At 70.2% G+C, this 22761-nt stretch carries 20 protein-coding genes; 10 read left to right on the top strand and 10 right to left on the bottom strand.

Annotated elements, in window-relative coordinates:
- The first annotated feature begins 1 nt into the window (after position 1).
- Positions 2–892, top strand: a complete 891-nt coding sequence (locus E5843_RS06640; RefSeq protein ID WP_244240869.1) for a C13 family peptidase — start codon at positions 2–4, stop codon at positions 890–892.
- Between the two features lie 112 nt (positions 893–1004).
- On the opposite strand, the gene E5843_RS06635 is transcribed toward E5843_RS06640, so the two are convergent.
- Entirely contained in the window at positions 1005–2516 is a 1512-nt protein-coding gene (locus E5843_RS06635) for a calcineurin-like phosphoesterase C-terminal domain-containing protein (protein WP_244240853.1), read from the bottom strand.
- A gap of 192 nt (positions 2517–2708) precedes the next feature.
- Between E5843_RS06635 and E5843_RS06630 the strand changes: the two genes are divergently transcribed.
- Complete coding sequence (locus E5843_RS06630) at positions 2709–4550, top strand: sensor domain-containing diguanylate cyclase (RefSeq protein WP_166815935.1); 1842 nt, start codon at positions 2709–2711, stop codon at positions 4548–4550.
- A gap of 73 nt (positions 4551–4623) precedes the next feature.
- On the top strand, positions 4624–5265 hold the full coding sequence (locus E5843_RS06625) for a mechanosensitive ion channel family protein (protein ID WP_134673259.1): 642 nt from the start codon (positions 4624–4626) through the stop codon (positions 5263–5265).
- Between the two features lie 13 nt (positions 5266–5278).
- Here E5843_RS06625 and E5843_RS06620 read toward each other — a convergent pair whose 3' ends face one another.
- Positions 5279–5545 carry a DksA/TraR family C4-type zinc finger protein gene (locus tag E5843_RS06620; protein ID WP_136412201.1) on the bottom strand — a complete coding sequence of 89 codons (267 nt, stop codon included), beginning with the start codon at positions 5543–5545 and terminating at the stop codon, positions 5279–5281.
- Positions 5546–5695: 150 nt separating this feature from the next.
- Between E5843_RS06620 and E5843_RS06615 the strand changes: the two genes are divergently transcribed.
- From E5843_RS06615 to E5843_RS06600, 4 genes are read left to right on the top strand one after another with little or no spacing between them, the layout of a single operon-like run.
- A complete protein-coding gene (locus E5843_RS06615; RefSeq protein WP_141065818.1) occupies positions 5696–6088 on the top strand; it encodes a hypothetical protein in 393 nt (130 codons plus the stop codon).
- 27 nt (positions 6089–6115) lie between these two features.
- Positions 6116–7405, top strand: coding sequence for a TIGR03862 family flavoprotein (locus E5843_RS06610; RefSeq protein WP_136412199.1), 1290 nt, complete (start codon positions 6116–6118; stop codon positions 7403–7405).
- 38 nt (positions 7406–7443) lie between these two features.
- A complete protein-coding gene (locus E5843_RS06605; RefSeq protein ID WP_136412198.1) occupies positions 7444–7749 on the top strand; it encodes a DUF2388 domain-containing protein in 306 nt (101 codons plus the stop codon).
- Between the two features lie 50 nt (positions 7750–7799).
- A complete protein-coding gene (locus E5843_RS06600; RefSeq protein ID WP_136413057.1) occupies positions 7800–9554 on the top strand; it encodes a DUF7844 domain-containing protein in 1755 nt (584 codons plus the stop codon).
- Positions 9555–9569: 15 nt separating this feature from the next.
- Here the strand turns inward: E5843_RS06600 and E5843_RS06595 are convergent, their stop codons facing one another.
- On the bottom strand, positions 9570–10337 hold the full coding sequence (locus E5843_RS06595) for a hypothetical protein (protein ID WP_136412197.1): 768 nt from the start codon (positions 10335–10337) through the stop codon (positions 9570–9572).
- Between the two features lie 155 nt (positions 10338–10492).
- Between E5843_RS06595 and E5843_RS06590 the strand changes: the two genes are divergently transcribed.
- Positions 10493–12319 carry a DUF885 domain-containing protein gene (locus E5843_RS06590; protein ID WP_166815933.1) on the top strand — a complete coding sequence of 609 codons (1827 nt, stop codon included), beginning with the start codon at positions 10493–10495 and terminating at the stop codon, positions 12317–12319.
- Positions 12320–12473: 154 nt separating this feature from the next.
- On the opposite strand, the gene E5843_RS06585 is transcribed toward E5843_RS06590, so the two are convergent.
- Positions 12474–14600 carry a M13 family metallopeptidase gene (locus E5843_RS06585; protein WP_136412194.1) on the bottom strand — a complete coding sequence of 709 codons (2127 nt, stop codon included), beginning with the start codon at positions 14598–14600 and terminating at the stop codon, positions 12474–12476.
- Positions 14601–14747: 147 nt separating this feature from the next.
- Between E5843_RS06585 and E5843_RS06580 the strand changes: the two genes are divergently transcribed.
- Positions 14748–15176: a VOC family protein gene (locus E5843_RS06580; protein ID WP_141066137.1), complete on the top strand. Its 429-nt coding sequence runs from the start codon at positions 14748–14750 to the stop codon at positions 15174–15176.
- Between the two features lie 36 nt (positions 15177–15212).
- On the opposite strand, the gene E5843_RS06575 is transcribed toward E5843_RS06580, so the two are convergent.
- From E5843_RS06575 to E5843_RS06550, 6 genes are all read right to left on the bottom strand, one after another.
- Positions 15213–17036 carry a GGDEF domain-containing protein gene (locus E5843_RS06575; RefSeq protein WP_136412193.1) on the bottom strand — a complete coding sequence of 608 codons (1824 nt, stop codon included), beginning with the start codon at positions 17034–17036 and terminating at the stop codon, positions 15213–15215.
- Between the two features lie 19 nt (positions 17037–17055).
- Positions 17056–17298, bottom strand: a complete 243-nt coding sequence (locus E5843_RS06570) for a hypothetical protein (protein ID WP_136412192.1) — start codon at positions 17296–17298, stop codon at positions 17056–17058.
- Positions 17299–17377: 79 nt separating this feature from the next.
- A complete protein-coding gene (locus E5843_RS06565) occupies positions 17378–18235 on the bottom strand; it encodes an SAM-dependent methyltransferase (RefSeq protein WP_208542784.1) in 858 nt (285 codons plus the stop codon).
- 36 nt (positions 18236–18271) lie between these two features.
- Positions 18272–18823: a GNAT family N-acetyltransferase gene (locus E5843_RS06560; RefSeq protein WP_166815931.1), complete on the bottom strand. Its 552-nt coding sequence runs from the start codon at positions 18821–18823 to the stop codon at positions 18272–18274.
- Positions 18820–20388: a M20/M25/M40 family metallo-hydrolase gene (locus E5843_RS06555; RefSeq protein WP_136412190.1), complete on the bottom strand. Its 1569-nt coding sequence runs from the start codon at positions 20386–20388 to the stop codon at positions 18820–18822. The genes E5843_RS06560 and E5843_RS06555 overlap by 4 nt, the downstream gene beginning before the upstream one ends.
- A 67-nt stretch (positions 20389–20455) precedes the next feature.
- Positions 20456–21607, bottom strand: a complete 1152-nt coding sequence (locus E5843_RS06550) for an NAD-dependent epimerase/dehydratase family protein (RefSeq protein WP_136412189.1) — start codon at positions 21605–21607, stop codon at positions 20456–20458.
- 234 nt (positions 21608–21841) lie between these two features.
- On the opposite strand from E5843_RS06550, the gene E5843_RS14250 reads away from it, so the two are divergent.
- On the top strand, positions 21842–22738 hold the full coding sequence (locus tag E5843_RS14250) for a BON domain-containing protein (protein ID WP_208542783.1): 897 nt from the start codon (positions 21842–21844) through the stop codon (positions 22736–22738).
- Positions 22739–22761 lie beyond the last annotated feature (23 nt).

Raw genomic sequence — 22761 nt, 5'->3', positions numbered from 1 at the left:
CATGCGGCCGGTGCGCGGGCGTTGGCGCCTGCCCGCCCTGCTGCTCGGCGCTGCGCTGGCCCTGCCGGCCTGCGCGCAGCCGGCGGACGACGGCTGGGATGCGCGCGACCGGCAGATGATCGATCGGGCGCTGGCGGAACTGCCGACACAGCGCCCGGGAATCACCGACCTCTACGTCCTCGGGTTCGCCGGCGACGGGCAGGAAGACGTGTTCCGCAACGAGGTCATGCACCTGCGGCAGGTTGCCGCCACGCGCCTGGGCAACGGCGGGCGCACGCTGCTGCTGGTGAACCATCCCGACAGCCTGGGCGAGGACGCGCCGCACCCGCTGGCGACCCGCGCCAGCCTGCGTTACGCCCTCGCCGGGCTGGGTCGGGCGATGGATGCCGACGAGGACATCCTGCTGCTGTTCGCCACCACCCACGGCAGCGAGGACCATGAACTCGCCGCGGTGCTGCCGCCGATGATCGACGAGGGCATTACCCCCGCGGAGCTGCGCGAGGCGCTCGACGACGCCGGCATCCGTCACCGCGTGCTGGTGGTGTCGGCGTGCTTCTCGGGCGGCTTCATCCGCGACCTGGAGGGGCCGGACACGCTGATGATCACCGCGGCGAGCGCTGACCGGCCATCGTTCGGCTGTGGCGCCGAAGCGGACCTGACCTATTTCGGCCGTGCGTGGCTGGTGGACGGCCTCAATGCCACGCACGACTTCATCGGGGCCTACGACGTTGCGACCCGGGGCATCGCCGACCGCGAACGCGAAGCGGGCTTCGAAGCATCGTTGCCGCAGATCTCCATCGGCTCGCACATCAGCCGACGCCTGCAGCAATGGCAGGCGACGATGGAACCCGGGCCGCCGGTACCGTTCACCGCGCCCCCGGTCGATCCATAGCAGCGCCAGGGCGCGCTCCGCCAAGCACTCCTGACTCGCGCAGCAACGGCGGAGCGCACCCCGTTCGCCCGACGGCCGATCTCCGGCGCCAGGACACCGCACATGGAGCGGCTCAGTCGACCCACTCCTCCAGGCTGTACGTCGTGCTCGCGCGTTGTTTGCCCTGCCAGCGGTCGAAGGCGCGTACCTCCACGCGATGCATGCCGGCCGGAAGATCGGTCGGCAGCGCGCCGCGCCAGAGATGGGTCGATGGCACCGCTTCCGGCGAGCGGTCGCGCCCACGCAGCGCATCGGCGAGGTCATCACGCGCGTTCTCGGCGGTGAGCCGCGGGTCCGGCGCCTCGATGCGTCGCATCGGCTGCCAGTCACCGCCGCCGACGCGGAACTCCACCCGCGTCTCCGGCAGCCCCATGTAGACGTTGGCGTAGACGCCCCAGGCGGGATAGGCGCCGCGGCGCAGGCGGCGTGGTGCGTGCAGCGCCATCGCCGCAGTGGTCGCATCGTCGGCAGCATCCAGGCGTGCCGGATGCCAGGCCAGCGCATAGTCGCCACCGGCGCGCACCACCAGCGTGGCGTGACCATTGGGCGTGCCCTCGGCCATCGTCGCATCCGGAATCCCCGCGGCATCGGGTGCCCCGCTCCAGAACGCACCGCTGACCGCGCCGACATTGAACTCGTGCAGGGGCTCCCTTCCGGGCCAGCCATCGGCCGCATTGTGGAAGACATGCTGCAGGGTGTGCCGGTGGCCGCTCAGCACCAGCACGCGCGGATGCGTGGCCAGCAGGCCGTACAGGCGCTGGCGATCGCCGGCGCGGAAGGTTTCGCGCCCTGCCGGGGCGTCGAACAGCGGCACGTGCATCGACAGCACCAGCAGGCGATCGTGCGCCACGGTCGGCAGGTAGGCCTCGAGGAACTCGAACTGGTCCGGGCGCAGGCCGCCGATATGGCCCGGCCGGCCCTCCGGCTGCGCGATCACGTTGTCGAGGCCGACGAACACCGCCTCGGGTTCTTCCCAGGCGAACGTGTCGGGGCCGTAGATGGCCTGGAAGCTGTGCAGCGAGGTCGCGTCCGTCCCCGCATCGAGGTCGTGGTTGCCGGCCACGTGCAGCCACGGTACGCCGAGTCGCGCGGTGACCGCGTTGATCGCCGGATAGAGCGTCAGGTCGTCGTTGGCGACATCGCCCAGGGTGACGCCCAGCGCGGCGGTGTGGCGCCCGGCCAGGGGCGCGACCACGTCGTCACGGTAGTAGCCGACCTCGCGCAGGTCGCTGGTCTGCGGGTCGGAGAACACCAGCACCTCCAGCGCATCGCGGGTGACCGGTTCCGCCCGCAGCACGAACGTGCAGTCAGCGGCATCCGGCCGTCGCCAGAAGTCGGGCAGGCCGTTGCTCCCCGCAGGAACCGCATGGCCGGCCGGCTTGATCACGAACACCGGCGCCTGCGGTGGCGCGGCGAACGCGAAGCGGCCATCGACACCGGTTGCGACGAGTTGCCGACCATCCGAGACCCGGATGGAAGCAATTCCCTCGCCACCGGTGTCGACGACGCGACCGACCCGGCAACTTGCGGCGACGGTGCCGCACGCAGTGGACAGCAGGAGGGCGAGCAGGATCGGTGTGCGCATCGCGGTTCGGGTCGGCGGAACGGGCATGCATTATGCGATCGCACGATGACCGCACGCGGTCGACGAAAGCTGCTGACCCCGCCGTCCGGTCGGTCCGCAGCGATCGCGCAACCGGCGTTGATCCTGCACCGCGCAGGCGTACCCTGTGCGCGGGGAATGCCACGCGAGGACCGCAATGGCTCTGGGACCGGTTTGGCTGCTGCACGGACGGGCACTGCTGCTGCACTGCTCGCGCTGTCCTGCCTGCTGCCGGCACCGACATGCGCTGCCGCGCCGTCCGCCCAGGCCCTCATCGACGCCGCGACAACCCGCGCAAGCCTCGCGCCGCATCTCCAGCTGCTGCACGACACCGCCGGCGACATCGAGCCCGGCGAGGCCTTGCGACTGGCACGCGCTGGCGGCTTCGAGCCGCTGCCCGATGGCCGCACCGCGCTCGGCTTCCAGCCCGGCGCGCACTGGTTCCACGCCGTCGTGGTCAACCGCAACGCGCGCGAACGCGACTGGCTGCTGGTGCAGGAATATCCGCTCAGCGACCGGCTGGACCTCTACGTGGTGCATGCAGACGGAACCACGCTGCACCACGCCGGCGGCGATCACCTGCCGTTCGCGTCACGCGCGGTGCGCGACCGCCATCCGAATTTCCGCATCAGCCTGCCCGTCGGCGAGCCGGTGGAACTGCTGTTGCGCATCGAGAGCCAGAGCTCGCTGCAGGTACCGCTGGTGCTGTACACGCCGGTGGCCTATGCCGGGCACGCGCGTGATTCCTTGCTGGTGATCGGGCTCTACTACGGGATCATCCTCGCGCTGTTCGTCTACAACCTGGTGCTGTGGCTGTCGCTGCGCGACGCCAGCTACTTCTGGTACCTGTTCCACATCTGCGCGTTCGGGCTGGTGCTGTTCACCCTCAACGGCTTCGGCTTCGAGTACCTGTGGCCGGATTCGCCGTGGCTGGCCGACCGCGCGGTGCCGATGTCGATCTGCCTCGCACTGGTGGCCATGCAGCAGTTCGCGCGCCACTTCCTCGAACTGCCGCGGCGCTGGTCCCTGGGCAACGCGATCAGCCTGGGCATGATCGGCTTCTTCATCGCGTTCGGCATCGCCTCGATCTGGATGCCCTACCGGACCGCGACGCCGGTGGCGTCGGGCGCGGTGCTGGTGGGCGTGGCGTGGATCCTGCTGGCGACGATCCATGTCGTGCGCCAGGGCTATGCGCCCGCCAAGCTGCTGTTGCTGGCCTGGCTGGCCTTCCTCGCCGGCACCGCGGCGTTCACCCTGCTCGCCTTCGGCCTGCTGCCGAAGAACCTCGCCACCGGATACGGCGTGCAGATCGGTTCGGCGCTGGAAATGCTGCTGCTTTCGGTCGCGCTCGGATATCGCTACGCCTCGCTGCGCAACGAGAACGAGCGCATCGTCGCCGAGGCCACCGCACGGCTGGAAGGCAAGGTCGCGCAACGCACGCAGGAGCTGCGCGGCGCATTGACCCAGCTCGAGGAAGCCCACGCGCGGCTGCGCGATTCCAGCCGCCGCGACGGCCTCACCGGCCTCTACAACCGCACCTGGTTCCGCGAGGAGTTCGCCGTGCTGGTGCGGCACGCCGCCGACGAACAGCGCCCGCTGGCGGTGCTGATGATCGACCTGGACCACTTCAAGGCGATCAACGACCGCCACGGCCATCTCGGTGGCGACGAATGCCTGCGCATTGCGGCGCGTCGCATCGGCCGCGTGCTGCGCCAGCACGACGCGCTGCTGGCGCGCTTCGGCGGCGAGGAGTTCGTGGCCGCGCTGCCCGGCCACGATGCCGCCGCCGCGACCGCGGTGGGGCACGCGGTTTGCACCGCGCTGGCGTCCACGCCGTGCCTCTTCGAGTCACGCGAGATCATGCTGTCCGCAAGCATCGGCATCCACGCGGGAGTGCCCGACAACCAGGGGGTCGACGGCCTGCTCGCCGCCGCCGACAGCGCGCTTTACGTCGCCAAGGCGCAGGGCCGCGGCTGCGTGCGCATGTCGCCGGCAAGTGCTGCGCCCATCGCCTGAGACGCACGTTCGGCGGTTGCCTGCGCAAGGGCTCCTACAATGGCGACCCCTGCACGATGACGGAGCGCTACGGATGCACGACAGACTTCCTGCCTGGCTGGTGGAGTGGCTGGGGCTGATCGTGCCGGTTGCCCAGGTGGTCCTGGTCGTGCTGGTGGCATGGCTGCTGCAGCGCCTGGTCCACCGCATCGTGCTGCGCGTCAACGCACGCTACGAACTGCCCGTCGAACTCGCCGTCGGCACCCGCCGGGTGCTGGGCTTCGTGATCTACGCCGCCGCCAGCATGCTGATCCTGGAACGGCTCGGCGTGTCCGGCACGGTGCTGTGGACGGCGTTCACCGGCTTCGCAGCGGTGGCGGCGGTGGCGTTCTTCGCCGCGTGGAGCGTGCTGTCGAACATCTTCTGCACGATCCTGATCTTCACCACCCGCCCGTTCCGCCTCTTCGACCACGTCGAACTGCTGGAGAACGGCGAGAAGCCCGGGCTGCGCGGCCGCGTGGTCGACATCAACCTCGTCTACACCACGCTGCACGAGACCGGCGCCGAGGGCGCGGGGACCATCCTGCTGGTGCCGAACAACCTGTTCTTCCAGCGCACCGTGCGGCGCTGGCGCGGCCCGCCGCCGGCACTGCCGCGCCTGCCCGGCGCGCAGGCGGACCGCATCGACACCCGCGTCGCCGCGGTGCGCGGTGGCGCTCTCGACCTCGACGATTGACCCCGGCCGCGCGCTAGCGCAGCTGGCTGTCCTTGCTGCCGCGGCGGTTGTAACCGCTGGCGGCGTGCTGCTCGCGGTCTTCCGCTTCCTGGCAGCGCACACACAGCCGCACGCCGGGCACGGCCTGGCGCCGCGCCTCCGGGATCTCCGCTTCGCATTCCTCGCAGTGGCTCAGCCCCGGCCCCTTGCGCAGCTGGCTACGGGCACGCTTGATCGCATCCTCGACGGTGGCGTCGATCTGCTCCTGCACCGCGCCTTCATTGGCCCATCCGGTTGCCATGTCCCAGCCTCCGCATTGGTCGGAAACCCACGATATGGGGCCGCAGGTGAGGCCGGCAACGACGCGCGCACCGGACGTTCAGCTGCGGCGCTGTCACCACCCCGTTACGATGGGTGCCGGCCACGAGGCGCCGACAGCGGATCCACCTGCATGTCCCGATTTTCCAAGGCGCGTCGCGACGCCAGACGCAAGGATGAACCCGCGCGACCGATCCGCCGCCTGGGTGATCCGCTGCGCCTGCAGGCGCGCCTGGCCGAGCCTGGAGGCGAGACCATCGCGGCCGCCGCACTGCGCGATGGCGAATGGCTGTTGCTGCTCGACGGCCGCACCGCCGCGCGCACCGACAGCGCCGCCATGGTGCTGGCGATGCTGCGGCATATCGCCCGTCGCCATGCCGCAGGCGAAGCCGGACTGCAGCTGCGCTGCTCGCCGCAGCTGCGCGCGGCGGCCGCCGGCGAGGCCGCTGCGCATGCACGCACGTTGCCAGAACACCTGGATGCGCTCGAAGCCGAGCGTCGCGACCGCAACGTGCCGGTGTCCTGATCGGCGCCACGCGCCGATAATTCCGCGATGTCCGAGGTCCACCCGTCCGCCGTGCCCGGCGTCGCCATCGTCGGCGGCGGCCCCGCCGGCCTGATCGCCGCCGAGATCCTGCGTGCCGCAGGTATGGACGTCGACCTGTTCGAAGCGAAGGGGTCGGTGGGCCGCAAGTTCCTGATCGCCGGCAAGGGCGGGCTCAACCTTACCCATTCCGAACCGTTCGATGCGTTCGTCGCCCGCTACGGCGCTCGCAGCGCGGCCGTCGCCGGCTGGTTGCGGCGCTTCGATGCCCAGGCGTTGCGGGACTGGGCCCGCGGCCACGGCGTCGAGACCTTTGTCGGAAGTTCCGGGCGGGTGTTTCCCGCCGACCTCAAGGCCGCGCCACTGCTGCGCGGCTGGGTGCGGCGGTTGCGCGAAGCCGGCGTGCGCTTCCATGTGCAGCATCGCTGGCTGGGCTGGGGCGACGACGGGGCGATGCGTTTCGACACGCCGCACGGCGCACGCAGCCTGCACGCACGCGCCACCCTCCTTGCGCTGGGTGGCGCCAGCTGGCCGCAGCTCGGTTCGGACGGCGCCTGGGTGCCCGCATTGCAGCAGGCCGGCATCGAGGTCGCGCCGCTGCAGCCGGCCAACTGCGGCTTCGACATCGACTGGAGTGCGCACTTCGCCGAACGCCATGCCGGCGCGCCGCTCAAACCCGTGGTGCTGCAGTGGAACGACATGCAAGGCAGCCCGCACCAGCTGCAGGGCGAATGCGTGGTCACCGCGACCGGCATCGAGGGCAGCGCGATCTACGCCATCGCCGCCGGGCTGCGCGATGCGATCGAACGCGATGGCGAGACCACGCTGTGGCTGGATCTGGTACCGGGACGCGCTGTCGAACGGCTGACGTCGGACCTCGGACGACCCCGCGGCAAGCGCAGTGTCGGTGAACACCTGCGCCGCAGCGCGGGCATCGCCGGCGTGCAGGCCGGCCTGCTGCGCGAGGTGTCGGGCCGCGAACTGCCGGATGACCCGCGTGCGCTGGCGACGCTGCTCAAACGGCTTCCATTGCGCCTGCTGCGCCCGCGCCCGGTGGCCGAGGCGATCAGCACCGCCGGCGGCGTGCGCCTCGAGACGCTGGACGACGCGCTGATGGCACCGGCGCGGCCAGGCGTGTTCGTGGCCGGCGAGATGCTGGACTGGGAGGCACCGACCGGCGGCTACCTGCTGACCGCCTGTTTCGCCAGCGGCGTGGTGGCTGCCGAAGGCGTGCTTGCGTGGCTTGCGCGCGGCGAAACCGCGACGGCGGCCATCGGGCCCGATGCCGTCGTGCGCTAGGCTGGCGCCTGCCGTCCACCATGCTTCCGGATCACGCCATGCGCCGTACTTCCACCGCGATCGCCCTCCTCCTTGTCGCCATGGCTGCACCTGCCGTCGCATCGAGCTTCGCCGGCACGTCGGCCGGCGCCACGTCGGGCGGTATCTCCGCCTCCAGCGGCAGCACGTCCGGCAACGACAAGGTGCTGCTGGAAGCGCGCAGCGATGCGGCGAGCTTCGTCGCCACCGAGGGCCGCATCCGCGGCGTGCGCCTCGAGGCGGCGCTGCGGCACCTGCGCGAGCAGTCCGGTGCCGCACGCAATGCCAGCGACCTGGCGCTTGCGAGGAGCATCCTCGCGCTGTGAACGGCGCGCACCGCGCCGGCCTCGCCGGCTGGCTGCTGGCGCTTTCGTTGATGCCGGGCGCCAACGCCAATGGCGCGGTCCTGCCGGTGACCGTGGCACCCGTCGACAACACCGCACATGCCGCGGCTGCCGCACTGCTGCAGCGTGCCGGGGCAACGCTGCCTGCAGCATTGAACGCGCAACTACCGCCGCTGCGACTGCATATCGTCGATACGCTGCCTGCGCACGTGCAGGGCCGACAGCGTGGGCGTGACATCCAGTTGCCACGTCACCTCGTCATCGCGCCGCCTGGCGATGACGGCCCCGATCCGGCGCTGGCGGCGCTGGTGCACGAACTCGCCCATGTGCTGGATGGCCGCCTGGGCCTGTCGCGCGAGCCACGGCTGCTCGACCTCGCCGGCTGGCAGGTGCGGCCGCGCCGCTTCGGCCTGCGCAACGCCGACAATCCGCTGCGCGATCGCAGTCCGGATCCGTACGAACTGCACAGCCCGGCGGAGTTCGTCGCGGTCAATCTCGGGCATTTCCTGCTCGACCCGCACTACCGCTGCCGGCGTCCGGCACTGCATCGCCATTTCACCGCACGGCTCGGCAGCGAAGGTGCGGATCCCCCGGCACAGCCCTGTGCGGACGCCCTGCCCTTCGTGTCTCCCGGCGACGGCGCCGGCCGCTCCCCGCTCGAGTCACTCGACCCCGCGCGCGTGCATGCGGTCGAGTACCTGTTCGCCGAACCCACCCGCGCGCCGATGAGCCGCTGGGGCCACAGCATGCTGCGACTGGTGGTCTGCGCGCCGGAGCGCGTGGCTGGCCCGGACTGCCGCTTCGATCTCGACCACCACCGCGTGCTGTCGTTCCGCGCCTTCGTCGACGACGTGCAGATTTCCAGCTGGCGCGGGCTGACCGGGCGCTATCCGTCTCGGCTTTTCGTGCTGCCGCTGTCGCAGGTGGTCGAGGAATACACCCGGGTCGAACTGCGCGGCCTGCGCTCGGTGCCGTTGAAACTGCAACCTGCCGACATCGCGGCACTGCTCGAACGCGCCTCGCAGCTGCACTGGACCTACGACGGGCGCTACAGCTTCCTTGGCAACAACTGCGCCAGCGAGACCTTCAAGCTGCTGCATGACGCGGTGCCGCGGCTGGCGTCCGCGCGGCTGGCGGCGATCACTCCGAACGGGCTGCGGCGCAAGCTCGAACGCCGCGGCATCGTCGACGCTTCGGTACTGACTGACATGGAAACCGCCGTCCGCCTCGGCTATCACTTCCCCGCAGCCGACGCCCATTACGACGCGCTGTTCGACGTGGCCGCCGCTGCACTCGCCATGCCCGCACCGGACGCCCGCGGCTGGCTGGAACTGGAGGCACCCGTGCGTGCACCGTGGCTGCAACATGGCGACCTCCGCGCCACGGCGGCACTGCTGGTGCTGGAGGAAGCGGCACTGCGCCGCGCGGAAGTGCGCGCACGTGATGCGCTGAAGCGACGCCTGCTGCGTGCCGATGACGCGCACGCGGTCGCGACCCGTGGCCTCGCCGAGGACGTCCTCGCCGCCGAGGGCATGCTGGTACGTCCTGCCGTGCTGCTGGCGCAGGTGCCCGGCTACGGATTGCCACAGCCGGACGAACTGGCGATCGCCGGCGAACGTGCACGGGTGCTGGATGGCGCGCGCCTGGACCAGTCCAGTGACCTGCGCGCACGGGCGGAAGCGATGCTGCCGCCCACGGTTGCCGGTGAGCTCGCGGCCACGCGGGCGAATGTCACCCTCGTGGCGGCCAGGTTGCGTCGGCTCAGCGCGGACGACGTGGCGCCATAGGCGCCGCCGTCCGCGTCATTCGGCGCAACGCACCCGCTGCAACCGCAGTTCTTCGGGGCCGGTGATCTCGAGCGTGTCAGCTTCGGGCAATCGCAGGCGCTGCTCCGATTCCCACTGATCGCCCTCGCCCTCATAGGCGAACACCACGGTGGCCGCGTCGTCGCCCTCCATGCGGACCTCGCGCGGCCTGCCCACGCTTTCGTGGAAACGGATGGCATCGCCTGTGATGACGATCGCCTCGATGCTGGCAGGATCCGCGCAGGCCGCGGCGTCCGGCGCCCAACGGCCACCGAACACCGCCGGCAGCAGCGCGCCAGTGGGATCGGCACCCCGCTCACCGGGCGCTGGCATCGCGGCCGGGCGCGCGCAACCAGGGTGCGGGCCATTGCCATCGACAGTCAGCTCGCCGCTGAGCGGAAAGGCGGCGCCCGACATGCTGTCCTCGCACGGCCGTGCGTGTACGCGCGCTTCCACACTGCCAGTGGCGTCGCGGCCGATGATCGTGCGCGTGGTGCCGTCGACGATGGAACGCTCGACCACCAATCGGCGTTCGCCGATGTCGACGCCGGTCAGCACCAGCACGCCGCCCTCCATGCGTGCCTGCAGGAAGGGCTCGTTGGTGGAGACCACGAGATCCTGCGCCAGTGCCGGATCACCGGCCGGCGCCGCGGCTGATGGTGCCTGCAAAGCCGCGTCGTTCAGGTCACGTGACGTGGCCGTCGGCGTGCCGTCGCATGCAACCAGCAACGCGGACAGGCTGGCGGCAATCAGGATCCTGCGCATCGTGTCGTTCTCTCCGGACTCGGGGCTCACAAGGGTAAGCGTGTCGCGATCGCCTTCGGTACCGTGCACGCATGGCGACGGACAGGCCTATCGGCACCGGGACAGCCGGCGCGCGGCGGCTAGAATCGGGCGTCCACTGTCTGCCAGGAGTTGCCGTGCCCATCAGGTTCCGTGTCGCCCCGCTGGGGATCGCGCTCGCCACCGCGCTCACGCTCGCCGCGTGTTCTACGTCGCCGAACCCGGCGGGTGTCCCCGTCGCATCCGCCGGCGCCCAGGACGAGCGCGGCGTCGCCGCGTTCTTCGAATCGTTCACCGATACCTGGATGCGCCGCCAGCCGTCGTCGGCCACCGCCAGCGGCTACTTCGACGATCCTGCCGTGCAGGCGGAAATGGATCGCCAGCTGACCCCGCAGACGCGTGCGTTCCGCCAGGAGACGGTGGCGCTCGCCCAGCGCGGCCTCGCCGACCTCGCGCGTTTCGATCGCGCGGCGATGGACCCGACGGAGCGCGTGTCCGCCGAGCTGATGGCGTGGCAGCTGCAGAGCATCGTCGACGGTGAGCGGCATGCCGATTTCGACTTCCCGCTGCAGCAGTTCAGCGGCGCCAACGTCAACCTGCCGAACCTGATGACCGTGGTGCATCCGGTGCGCAACGCGCAGGATGCCGGGCATTACCTCGCCCGGCTGCGCCAGTTCGACGCGCGCATGGACGAGGCGACCGAACGCTCGCGCGAGCTGGCCACGCGCGGCATCCTGCCGCCGCGATTCATCCTCGAAGCGACCATCGCGCAGATGCGGCAGTTCATCACACCGGCGCCGGCTGCCAATCCGCTGGTCACGACCTTCAACGACCGGCTGGCATCGGTGGAGGCGATCGACGCCAACACGCGCCAGGCGCACGTGGACGACGCCACCGCGGTGGTGCGCGACAGCGTGTACCCCGCCTGGCAGCGGGCGATCGCGACGCTGGAATCGCAGCTGCCTGCGGCCACCGACGATGCCGGCCTGTGGCGCTTCGACGGTGGCGCCGAGGCGTACGCGCATCACCTGCGCCGGTTCACCTCGACTTCGCTGGGCGCCGAGGAGATCCACGGGATCGGCAAGCGCGAGGTCGCGCGCATCGAAGGCGAGATGGACACGATCCTGCGTTCGATCGGCCGCACCGACGGCACCGTCCGCGAGCGCATCGACGCGCTGCGCAAGGACCTTGCCTACAGCAACGACGACGCCGGCCGCAAGGCGATCATGGACGACATCGAAACCATGATGCGCGATGCCGAACGCCGCGCCGATGCACTGTTCGACATCCGTCCGAAGACCGCGGTGATCGCCCAGCCCTATCCCGAATACCGCTGGGCCAGCGCCGCCGCAAGCTATACCGCACCGCCGCTGGATGGCTCGCGCCCGGGCGTCTACCAGATGCCGCTGCGCCCCGACCGCCTGACCCGTTTCGGCCTGCGCACGCTGGTCTACCACGAGGCCGTGCCCGGCCATCACTTCCAGGTGGCGCTGTCGGTCGAGAACCAGGCGCTGCCCAAGTTCCGCCAGACCCGCGCGCTGGGCGGCATCTCCGCCTTCAGCGAAGGCTGGGCGCTGTACGCGGAACGCCTCGCCGCGGAGGAAGGCTGGTACGAGGGCGACCCGGAAGGCCGGCTCGGCCAGCTCGACGCCGCGCTGTTCCGCGCCCGTCGCCTGGTCGCCGACACCGGCCTGCATGCGATGCGCTGGACCCGCCAGCAGGCGATCGACTACGGCATCCCGCCGTCCGAGGTCGACCGCTACGTGGTGATGCCGGGCCAGGCGACGTCGTACATGATCGGCCAGCTCGAGATCGTGCGCCTGCGCGACAAGGCCCGCGACGCACTCGGCGAGCGCTTCCACCCGCGCGAGTTCCACAACCGCGTGCTGCTCACCGGGGTGGTGCCGCTGGAGCTGCTGGAGCGCGAGGTGGACGACTACATCGCCGGGGCATCCGCTCCGTGACGCCTTGGCTGCGCCGCAGCGGCCCGGGCGTCCTGACGAAACCAGGCGCCTGACGGCGGCGACCTACAGCCACAGCACGACCTGCACACGGCGAAAAAGAAAAACCGGGCGCCTTGCGGCGCCCGGTTTCGTGTTGCCACTTGCGCTGGATCGCTTACCAGATCCGCACGCGGTCTTCCGGAGCGATGTAGAGCGGATCGTTCTCGGTCACGTTGAACGCGTCGTACCACGCATCGATATTGCGCAGCGGCGCGAAGGCGCGGATGTGGCCCGGCGAATGGGTGCCGTTGACCAGCTGCTGGCGCAGCGCATCGTCGCGCCACAGCGTGCGCCACACCTGTGCCCAGCCCATGAACAGGCGCTGCTCGCCGGTGAAGCCGTCGATCACCGGTGCCGGCTTGCCGTCGAGCGAGCGGCGGTAGGCCTCCAGCGCGATGGTCAGGCCGCCGAGGTCACCGATGTTCTCGCCCATCGCCACCCGCGGGTTGATGTGCATGCCCGGCAGCTGCGGGAACTCGTAGGCCTCGTACTGCGCGCCCAGCTTCGCGGCCTGGGCCTCGAACTTGGCCGCGTCCTCGGCCGTCCACCAGTCACGCAGCAGGCCGGCGCCATCGGACTTGCGGCCCTGGTCGTCGAAGCCGTGGATGATCTCGTGGCCGATCACGCCGCCGATGGCGCCGTAGTTCACCGCCGGGTCGGCGTCCGGATCGAAGAACGGCGGCTGCAGGATCGCCGCCGGGAACACGATCTCGTTCTTGACCGAGTTGTAGTAGGCGTTGACGGTCTGCGGGGTCATGCCCCATTCCGCCTTGTCCACCGGCTTGCCGATGCGCACGCGACGGTAGTCCCACTCGAACTCCATCGCCCGCTGCATGTTGCCGAACACGTCGCCGTTGGCGAGCTGCAGGCCGCTGTAATCGCGCCATTCGTCGGTGTGGCCGATCTTCAGCCCGAAGCCTTCGAGCTTGGCCCGCGCCTCCGCCTTGGTGGCCGGGCTCATCCAGTCCAGCTGGTCCAGGCGTGCGCCCATCGCCACCTTCACGTTGGCGACCAGCTCGTCCATCTTCGCCTTCGCATCCGGCGGGAAGTACTGCTTCACGTAGTCCTGGCCGATCGCCTCGCCCATGGCCATCGAGGTGTAGTCGACGCCGCGCTTCCAGCGCGCGCGCAGCTCCGGCTGGCCCGACAGGAACTTGTTGCGGAACTCGAACACCGCATTGACGAACGCGCTCGACAGCAGCGGCGCGGCGTTGTCGGTGGTGTGGAATGCCTGCCACGCCTTGAGCGTGTCGAGATCGGTGTCGGCGAAGATCCTGGCGATCTTCGGGAACGCGGTGTCCTGGCGGATCACGCCGGCATCGGCGTAATCGACGCCCGCCGAGGCCAGGTAGGTCTGCCACGGAAAGCCGGGGGCCACGGTATCGAGCTCGGCGAACTTCACCGGGTTGTAGGTCTTGTCGCGGTCGCGGCTCTCGGCACGCGTCCAGTGCGCCTCGGCGATGGCGGTTTCCATCGCCATGATCTTCTGTGCATTGCCCTGCGGGTCGTCCCAGCCGGCAAGCTCCAGCAGTTCGGCGATGTAGGCCACATAGCGCTCGCGCTGCGGCGCGAACTTCTCGTCGAGGTACATCTGGCGGTCGCCCAGGCCGAGGCCGGACTGGCTCAGGTACAGGGTGTAGACGTCGGGATTGCGCTGGTCGTCGGACACGTTGTGGCCGAAGAAGCTGCCGCGCGGACCGGCATTGCGCTTGCCCATCAGGCGCGCCATGCCGTCCTTGTCCGACACGGCGCGGATCTCGTCGAGCAGCGGCTGCAGCGGCGCGGCGCCCAGCGCTTCGACCGCCGCTTCGTCCATGAAGCCCTGGTACAGCGCGGCGAGCTTGGCGGCGTTGTCGGTACCGGCCGGGTTGCCGAGCTGGTAGCCCTCCAGCATCCGGTGCACGCGAGCTTCCGACAGGTCGCGCAGGATCAGGAACGAGCCGTACATCGACTGGTCGGACGGAATCTCGGTGTTTCCGGCCCAGGTGCCGCTGACATAGGCGAAGAAGTCCTCGCCCGGCTTCACGCTGGTATCCATGCCGGCGGTGTCGATGCCCCAGCTGCCGAACCGCTTCGCTTCGATCACTTCGCTGCTGCCGCCCTGTCCAGCGGGCGCCGCCTGGAAGAGGGTCACCATGTCGCAGGTCGCATCGATGCAGGCGTGGTTGTCGTGGGCAACGGCCAGCGGTGCCGCACCGGTGAGTGCCAGCGCGGTGGCAAGGGACAGCAGGGACTTCTTCATGGGTTCTCCAGTCGTGGAAACGGGGCACACGGATTGCCCCAGCCACCCAGAGTACCGGCCGGCGGCGGTGTCGCCGTGGGCCAAAAGTCCCGGTCCACGTCCGGCCCGCCGCGCAGTAGCATGCCGATCGGCACAAGGAGGCAGCTGATGGAAACCAATGAACTGCACCGCGGGCGGTTGATCGACCATCTGCAACTGGTGGTCCGCGATCTCGAGGCAAGCCGGCGCTTCTATGCTGCCGTGCTCGACACGCTCGGCGTCCCCATTGGCGGCTCGGGTGATGGCTGGTTCTGGGCGGACGAACTGTTCATCTCCAGCGCCGGCAGCGAGGCCGCGCAGGGACAGCTCACCGGCCGGCATCACTTCGCCTTCCAGGCGCGGGACCGCGCGGCCGTCGACGCATTCCACCGTGCCGCGCTCGCCGCGGGCGGCAGCGACAACGGCGCCCCGGGCGAACGCCCGTACCATCCCGGCTACTACGCCGCCTTCGTGCTCGATCCGGACGGCAACAACATCGAGGCAGTGCACCACGGCGACGCTCGCCGCAGCGCGCCGTCGGTACACATCACCTTCTGAAGGCCCCGGCCCTTCCGGCCGGGCTCTCGCACGGTTTCAGGCGGGGAACGTGCGCCGCTCGTCGCCCGCCAGCCGCAGCTCGGCCGGGCCGTCGAGGCCGCCGGAACGTGGCGTCAGGGTGCGCACATTGTCTTCGTCGAACACCGCGACCCGTGCGCGGCCGGCGCGCTTGGCCGCGTACATCGCGCGGTCGCCGTGCGACATCAGCCGGGTCAGGTCATAGCCGGACAACGTGGTGTCGGTGATGCCGAAACTTGCAGCGATGCGCACCTCGTAGCCGCGGCCATCGGTGTCGATGGCGGCCAGGCGGTCAAGCGCGTCTTCCGCCAGCTGCAGGCCGGTGGCGGCATCGCAGCCCGGAAGCAGCATCGCGAATTCCTCGCCACCGAGCCGGCCGATGCAGTCGCCCGGGCCGCACAGTTCGGCACACGCCTTCGCCACCTGCTGCAGCACCCAATCGCCCGCCGCATGGCCGTAGCGGTCGTTGACCTGCTTGAAATGGTCGAGGTCGAAGGTCAGCAGCGCCACCACCCGGTGGTCCTGCTTGCAGGACGCCAGTACGCAGCCGGCCTTCTCGCTGAAGTGGTGCCGGTTGCTGACCCCCGTCAACGGGTCGAGTTCGGCCAGCCGCCGCAGGCGCATCTGCAGGCGCTTGGTCGTGAACGCCCAGTACGCGGTGGTGGCGAGCAGGAAGGCCAGCAGGCCGGCCACCACCAGCCACAGGCGCGCGCGTTGCCTGGTGTTGCTCTGGTCGAGCTCGAGCAGCGCGTTCTTCTGGTTGAGCAGTTCGATCTGCTGGGACTGCTGTTGCGACTGGTGGCGCACGATCTGGTAGGCCATCTCGCGCGACTTGACGTCGTTGAGGTGCCGGCGCTCGGCATCCACGAACGCCTTGTAGGCGAGCAACGTGGCCTCCGCGTCACCACGCTGGCTGGCGATGCGGTACAGCGTGCCGTAGGCCGACACGAGGGGCTCGATGTTGCCGATGCCACGGGTCCGCTCCACCGCCACGACGGCGTGCGCCTCGGCCTGCGCCTGCGCTCCCTCACGCAGTCGGTATCCCGCAAGCAGCGCATGGTAGACGCCCTGCAGGAACGGGTAGCGGGTGTCCTCGACCGTCGCCAGGTAGCCCTCCAGCAGCCTGATCGCCTGGTCGACGCGGTCGCTTGCCGCCAGCCAGCGGGCGAGGTGTGCACGCGCGAACGCGGCGAACACCCGCTCGTTGAGCGCATCGCAGTGGGCGATGTTGGCCCGCAGCCGGGGTTCGCCGACATCCTCCTCCAGCCCGAGCGACGCCTCTGCGACGAGGTTTTCCGCGGCGCAGGCATTGCGCGGATCCGGGTGCGAATCCACCACGGCCTGCGCCAACTGGCGGCCGATCCTGTACTCGCCGACCTGGTTGTAGACCACGCCGGCATTGAGCAGGCCGCGATGCCGGGTTTCCAGGTCCTTGATCCGGTCGACCAGCGGCAGGATCTCCTCGAGGATGCGCAACGAATCCTCGAAGCGGCGGTTGGCCGCGTGGATATTGGACAGCAGGCCACCCGCCTCGAAGCGGATGTCCGGGACACGGCTTTCGCCCAGCACGCCGCCCAGTAGTTCCACCGCCGGGCCCGACTCGCCCAGCAGCGCGTGGCGATACGCACGCAGGATCTGCAGCCGATGCCGCTGCTCCGGTGTGGCGTCACCGGCGCGCGTGTCCAGCTCACCGAGCAGCTGCTGGAAGCGGGCGACGTCCGATGTCTTGACGCTGCCCGCCTCGACAAGCAGGGCCTCGACCTCGTCGACGCCCGCGGCAGCCGCATCCGTGGCAACCGCCACGATCGGCACGGCCAGCAACAGGCACAACGCGGACAGCAAGCTTCCGCGCCGCAGCCAGTTACTCCCTCGCGCGGTCGTCGCGGTCGGCCGGTTCGCGCGAACCGTCGTCATGTCCTTCATCGGTCCGCTCCTCGGGGAATTCCGTTTCACCTTCATCCGGCGCAATGATCATGCACATCAACGCATCGTGCCGCGCGCGCTCCTGCCGGACCGCCGCAACCAGCGTCGCCAGGTCGTCGATCGCGCTGCCGTGTGGCATCTGCCCCAATGCCTCGAGCCTGCCCAGGTCCTCGTCAAACATCCGCCTTCCCCTCTGTGTGGTGATACCGCCGAACCCGCACGCAACAGCAACCCCATACGTTTCGTACAGCGCAGACAGGTCAGGCCGGCGCGGCTTCGCGAAGAGCCGCGTCCGCACCGGTGCCGCACCCGACGGACCCGTATGCCATCGGCTGGCGGCCGGAATGGCGCAGCCGGGCGATCATCGCGTCATCGCGCAGGATCGGTCCCGCCGGCGGAATGACCAGCGTCGCCTGCATGGACGGAGCGGCGTCGACCAGCCCGGCCAGCGTGATCCGCAGCACGAGCGCGCGATCCACCGGTAGCGTCGCGGCCTCGTAGAGGATGACTTCATGGTCCGGCGGATAGCCGTCGCCGAGCAGCTTCTCGACCAGCAGCGCGCGCTCGGCCGCGCCGGTGCTGCGGCGGCTGACACCGAGGTCGCCAACCACGCCGATCTGCCACAGCACCAGGTAGGCCGTGGGGTCGACGGTACGGACATACGCAAGGTACTGGCTGGCTTCCAGGTGCAGGCAGCCGACGCGACCGGGGTCGATGCCCAGGTCTGCGTAGAGGCAGTCCTCGGCGGATACCGCCGGTTCCATCCAGGCGTCGAACCCTTCCTCGCGCGCCTGCGCGATCGCACGATGCGGCACGGTGGCGAAGACGCCGGGATGCCCGTAGAAGGCGCCGCAGACCCGCGCACCGCGTCGCACTTCGGCCAGCAGCATCGAGACCATGTCGCGATAGGCCGCGTGGCGCGAACGCCCATCGCCATAACAGGATTGCAGGCTGCGCACGTCGGCGTGCATGCCCAGCACCCAGCGTTCGACGATCGGGTCGGCGGCGGCGACGAACACCACGTCGGCACCGGCAATTTCGCTGCGCGCACGCGGTGCCAGATGCGCGCCCAGCATCATCCCCAGCCCCACGCAGGAAAGCCGCCCCCGACCACCCATCCAGGTGTCCCCCGACACTTGCGAACGTGAATTAGATCACCCTTTGCTGCCGAGCGACAGCACGGGCCATGGCCCGGCGAGGCCACTGCGCCAGCGGACGTAGCCGCCCTCCCCGGCCTGTGGCTGGAACCCCAGCCGGCGCATCAGCTGGCGCACTGGCACGTTGCCGGGCCGGTGCCGTGCGTCGAGCATTCCACCGGACGCCTGGATCCGCTGCAGCAGTTCCGCGACCACTTCGGTGGCGTATCCGCAGCCGGAAAGCTTCGGGTCGAACATCAGCCCGAGCTCGCCGCGCGCGGGCTCCGGGGACGGCGTCACCGTCATCAGTCCGACCAGCGCCCCTGAATCGAGCGTCTGCAGCATCCACGCATACACCGACGGCGGCTTGCGCTGTGCCGCGCGCAGCAGCCGGCGGGCGATGTCCGCAGCCGAGTCCGGGCCCAGCGCATCGTCCACGTGGCGCATCACCGCAGGGTCGAGATGCAGTGCGGTGACGGGCCCCACATCGTCCGCCTGCAGCGGACGCACCAGCACGCGACGGGTACGAAAGCCGGAGGGCCAAGGCGCATCGCGCGCGGGATGCGTCACGGCGCCGGAGCATCCGCGAATGCGTGCAGCAGGTCGACGTAGGACTTCTCGATGTCGGCCAGGCCGGCGGCGCGCACGCCCTGAGCCGGGTGGATGAGCATGTACTCGTCGGGCGCATGGGCACCGGAGCCGTGGCCCAGCCCACCGAACACGAAGGGAAGCTCGAGGGTGCGGGTGAACTGGTGGAACGGCGCGCTTCCCGCCAGCCACGGCGCCACCCGGGGCGTCGCCGCGTACTTGTTGAAGACCCCGATCGCGGCCTGCACCAGCGGCGTGTCGACGCCAGTTGCCGCGGCGGGGTAGCCGGCGAGTGGCCGCAGTTCGATGTCGCCGAAACCGCCGGCATCGAGATGCGCGCGGATCATCCGGTAGGCGTCGTCGGGCTCGAGCCCGGGCGGCAGGCGTGAATCGACCTTGGCAGTGGCCACGTGCGGCAGCACGGTCTTGATCCCTTCGCCGATATAGCCGCTCCAGATGCCGTTGAGGTTGAGCGTGGGGTCGTAGAGGTTGCGCACGATGGCATCGCGCCCGGTCACGCCATCGACCCAGCGCGCCACCCCGTACAGCCGCTGCTGGCCGGCATCGTCGGCATCGCGTGCAAGGGTATTGACCAGGCGCTGCTCGGCGGGGGTTGGTGCACGGACCGCATCGTAGTAACCGGGCACGGTGATGGTGTTGCCATCGGGCGTGGTCAGCGACGCGATCGCCTGCACGAGTCGCAATGCAGGCGAATCCACTAGCGACTTCAGTGAGCCATGCACTTCCGAACGCAGCGGGCCGCCGTGATCGCCGCCGCGTGCCTCGAGCTCGAAATACACCAGGCCCTTGACGCCGAGGTTGAGCGCCACGCTGCCATCCGCCCCCTGGATGTTCATCGGGAAGAAGGCGCCATCGGCCCGGCGCAGGCGCTCCTGCCATGGCGCAAGCACCGCGCCGAAGTTCGGCGAGCCGAGTTCCTCCTCGCCCTCCGCGACCACGTACAGGTTCACCGGCAGCGTGCCGCGGGTCCGGAGCATGGCGTCCACTGCATTGAGGAACGCGCGCTGCGGGCCCTTCTGGTTGGTCGCCCCGCGCGCCATCAGCACGGTGCCCAGTTCGTGTTCGACCAGCTCGCCGGCGAACGGATCATCGATGCGCCAGTTCGGTTCGACCGGCTGCACGTCGTACATCATGTAGACCACCAGCGTGCGCGGCGCGCCGGCATCGTAGTGGGCCAGCACGCCGGGATGGCCGGGCGTTTCCACGAGCTCGACCTGCTGGAAGCCGATGGTGCGCAGGTCATCGGCGAGCAGCCGCGCCATCGCGTCGATGCCGTCGTCGAGTGCGCTGATCGAGCGCTGCCGCACCCAGCGCTGCAGGTGCGCGACGTGGGTGTCGAGGTCGGTATCGATGCGTGCATAGACATCGTCGTGCCGCCCGGCATAGGCAGGCACCGCGGAGGCGTCGAACACCGCATCGGTGGAGAATTTCCACACCGGCCGCGGCGAGGCCTGCACCTGTGCCGATGCCAGGCCTGCGATCGCCAGCAGACAGCCCACGCCCCATCCGTATCGCGATCCGCGCATCCGCCCACTCCCCGAGCAACGATCGCCGGATCTTAACGCGACCGGCCGGGCCCGCTGGCGCACATCCTCAGCCAGTACCGGCCTCGCCCTGCGCATGCCATTCGCGCAGCAGTTCCGCCTCGCGCTCGCGCGACATGCCGGCGCGCTGCTCGGCCTGGCGTTCGGCAGGCAGGGCGCGGTGCCATTCCAGCAGGTCGGTCACCGTGGTCGACAGCGACCGGAACACCAGCCCCGCCGCGATCGCGCGGCTGTTGTCGACCTGGCCGTAGCCGCCGTACTCGTGGTCCTGCGGGAACCAGATCGGCAGGTCGGCGCCGAACCGCACCTCGCGCGCGGCGAGGAAGTCGGCCGGCACATGGGTGAAGCGTGCATCGCTGCCGGTCGCCTCCTTGATCCTGGCGAGGAAGGCATCGGTGTCCATCCGCCTTGCCGGCCCGACGGCGTTGAAGGTGCCGAACGTGCGTGTCTCGGCCAGGCGGATCACCCATTCGCCGAGGTCGCGGCCGTCGATGAACTGCACCGGGTCGCGCCCGTCGCCGGGCACCAGCACCTCGCCGCCCTCGGCCACGCGCAGCGGCCAGTAGGTGAAGCGGCCGGTCTCGTCGCGCGGGCCGACGATGTAGCCGGGGCGCACCACGGTCACCGCCTCGCCGAACTGCCGGCGCGCCTCGGCCTCGCTGGCGGCCTTGAGCGGCCCGTACAGGCCGGCCATGTCGGCGCGGAAGCTTTCCATCGTCTCGGCCAGCGGGTCGGCGCCGGTGTACGCGGCCAGCGGTGCGTCCTCGTCGATGCCGGGACGGCTGCCATCGGCGTAGACCGAGATCGTCGAGATGAAGATGTAGTGCCCCACCCGGCCGCGTAGTGCCTCCCCCGCATCGCGCACCCAGAACGGCAGCGTGGTCGGGTTGTCGATGCATACGTCCCATTCGCGGCCGTCGAGGGCGGAGAGGTCGCCGGTGTTGCGATCGCCATGCAGCTGTTCGACCTCGCCCGGCCACTCCGGCGTGGGCCGCTTGCCGCGGTTGAACAGGGTCACGCTGTGCCCGCGGGCAAGTGCGTACGCGACCTGGAACGGGCCAGTGAAGCCGGTGCCGCCGAGGATCAGGATGCGCAACGGACGCTCCGCCCTGGCCACGGTTGGGCTCGCCAGGGCGGGAAACGCGCCGGCGGCGGCGGCCAGGGTGGCGAACTTCAGCAGATCACGACGGGAGGTCGGCATGGCGGGCTCCGCTACGGGAAGGGTGTGCGGCGAGTCTGCTGCCGCGCGGGCGCGCCCTGCCCTGCCGGAAGTGGGGGTGACCGCAGCCAGCCGGCGGCCTCCAGCCCCCGTGCCCGGTGGGTGAACGGGCGTACTGAACGATTTCTAGACACCACGGATGCGCGCGCTGCACGCCGCCGCGCCGATAGTCGGGCCACCGTTCCAACGCGGCGTCCAGCCGACAGGAGACAACCGATGAAGCACGACCACGATCGACACGAGCAGCGCCACCGCGGCCAGTGGCAGGACAACGAGGACCGGCAGTTCGGCCGCGACGACGACTGGGCTGCCAGGGGCCGACACGACGAGGGCAGCGGTGCACGGCAGCGCCACGACCACGGCCACGACCAGGACCGGCACGCAGGCCAGCGGGAGCAGCGCCACGGCCAGCAGGATCCGCGCAACGATGGCGACTACACCCGCCAGCTCTCGGAGCGCTACGGCCACGGTGACGGCGGCTACAACCGCGGGGCCTACGCGCAGGGTGGATTCGGTGGCAGCGCATCGCGCCAGGGTGGCTTCGGCCATGGCATGTCCGGCCCGCCCGTTGAGGAGTCGCGCGAAGGGCGTTACCGCTCCCATCCGCGCCTGGAGCAATACGACACCTCGTCGCTCGACCGCAGCCGCGGCGGCGACGTCACCACCATGTACCAGGGCGGCGAGGACCAGCCACAGCGCACCGGCGGCCATCGCAACGGCGGTGAACCGTGGCGCGGCAACGGCGGCGATCCCGCCGGGCGTGGCGGATTCCGCGGTCGCGGCCCCAAGGGCTACACGCGCTCGGACGAACGCATCATGGAAAACCTGTGCGAACAGCTGGCCGAGGACGACGATGTCGACGCGTCCGACATCTCGGTGGAGGTCCGCGATGGCGTTGCGACCCTTACCGGCACGGTGTCGCATCGGTGGATGAAGCATCGCGCGGAGGATCTCGCCGAGGCCTGCAGTGGAGTGAAGGACGTCGAGAACCGGATCCGCGTCGGCGGCCGTGGCGCCAGCGAAGGGGCCCGGCACTCCAGCGGCATGCTGCCGGCCGACGCGCCGCAGTCCACCGAGACCATCGATGCCGGCAACGGGCGACGTGATTCTTGACAGGGGACTGCAGCACGCAGGCG

Origin of the sequence: Luteimonas yindakuii (assembly GCF_004803715.2) — a bacterium.
GTDB lineage: Bacteria > Pseudomonadota > Gammaproteobacteria > Xanthomonadales > Xanthomonadaceae > Luteimonas > Luteimonas yindakuii.
Note: the sequence above shows the minus strand (reverse complement) of the source record. Positions and strands in the feature narration are given on the sequence as shown.

Excerpts from the sequence above, each read along its gene's own strand:
- E5843_RS06640 (WP_244240869.1), top strand. The coding sequence starts at position 2 with ATGCGGCCGGTGCGCGGGCGTTGGCGCCTGCCCGCCCTGCTGCTCGGC.
- E5843_RS06635 (WP_244240853.1), bottom strand. The coding sequence starts at position 2,516 with ATGCGCACACCGATCCTGCTCGCCCTCCTGCTGTCCACTGCGTGCGGC.
- E5843_RS06625 (WP_134673259.1), top strand. The coding sequence starts at position 4,624 with ATGCACGACAGACTTCCTGCCTGGCTGGTGGAGTGGCTGGGGCTGATC.
- E5843_RS06620 (WP_136412201.1), bottom strand. The coding sequence starts at position 5,545 with ATGGCAACCGGATGGGCCAATGAAGGCGCGGTGCAGGAGCAGATCGAC.
- E5843_RS06615 (WP_141065818.1), top strand. The coding sequence starts at position 5,696 with ATGTCCCGATTTTCCAAGGCGCGTCGCGACGCCAGACGCAAGGATGAA.
- E5843_RS06610 (WP_136412199.1), top strand. The coding sequence starts at position 6,116 with ATGTCCGAGGTCCACCCGTCCGCCGTGCCCGGCGTCGCCATCGTCGGC.
- E5843_RS06605 (WP_136412198.1), top strand. The coding sequence starts at position 7,444 with ATGCGCCGTACTTCCACCGCGATCGCCCTCCTCCTTGTCGCCATGGCT.
- E5843_RS06600 (WP_136413057.1), top strand. The coding sequence starts at position 7,800 with ATGCCGGGCGCCAACGCCAATGGCGCGGTCCTGCCGGTGACCGTGGCA.
- E5843_RS06595 (WP_136412197.1), bottom strand. The coding sequence starts at position 10,337 with ATGCGCAGGATCCTGATTGCCGCCAGCCTGTCCGCGTTGCTGGTTGCA.
- E5843_RS06585 (WP_136412194.1), bottom strand. The coding sequence starts at position 14,600 with ATGAAGAAGTCCCTGCTGTCCCTTGCCACCGCGCTGGCACTCACCGGT.
- E5843_RS06580 (WP_141066137.1), top strand. The coding sequence starts at position 14,748 with ATGGAAACCAATGAACTGCACCGCGGGCGGTTGATCGACCATCTGCAA.
- E5843_RS06570 (WP_136412192.1), bottom strand. The coding sequence starts at position 17,298 with ATGTTTGACGAGGACCTGGGCAGGCTCGAGGCATTGGGGCAGATGCCA.
- E5843_RS06565 (WP_208542784.1), bottom strand. The coding sequence starts at position 18,235 with ATGGGTGGTCGGGGGCGGCTTTCCTGCGTGGGGCTGGGGATGATGCTG.
- E5843_RS06555 (WP_136412190.1), bottom strand. The coding sequence starts at position 20,388 with ATGCGCGGATCGCGATACGGATGGGGCGTGGGCTGTCTGCTGGCGATC.
- E5843_RS06550 (WP_136412189.1), bottom strand. The coding sequence starts at position 21,607 with ATGCCGACCTCCCGTCGTGATCTGCTGAAGTTCGCCACCCTGGCCGCC.
- E5843_RS14250 (WP_208542783.1), top strand. The coding sequence starts at position 21,842 with ATGAAGCACGACCACGATCGACACGAGCAGCGCCACCGCGGCCAGTGG.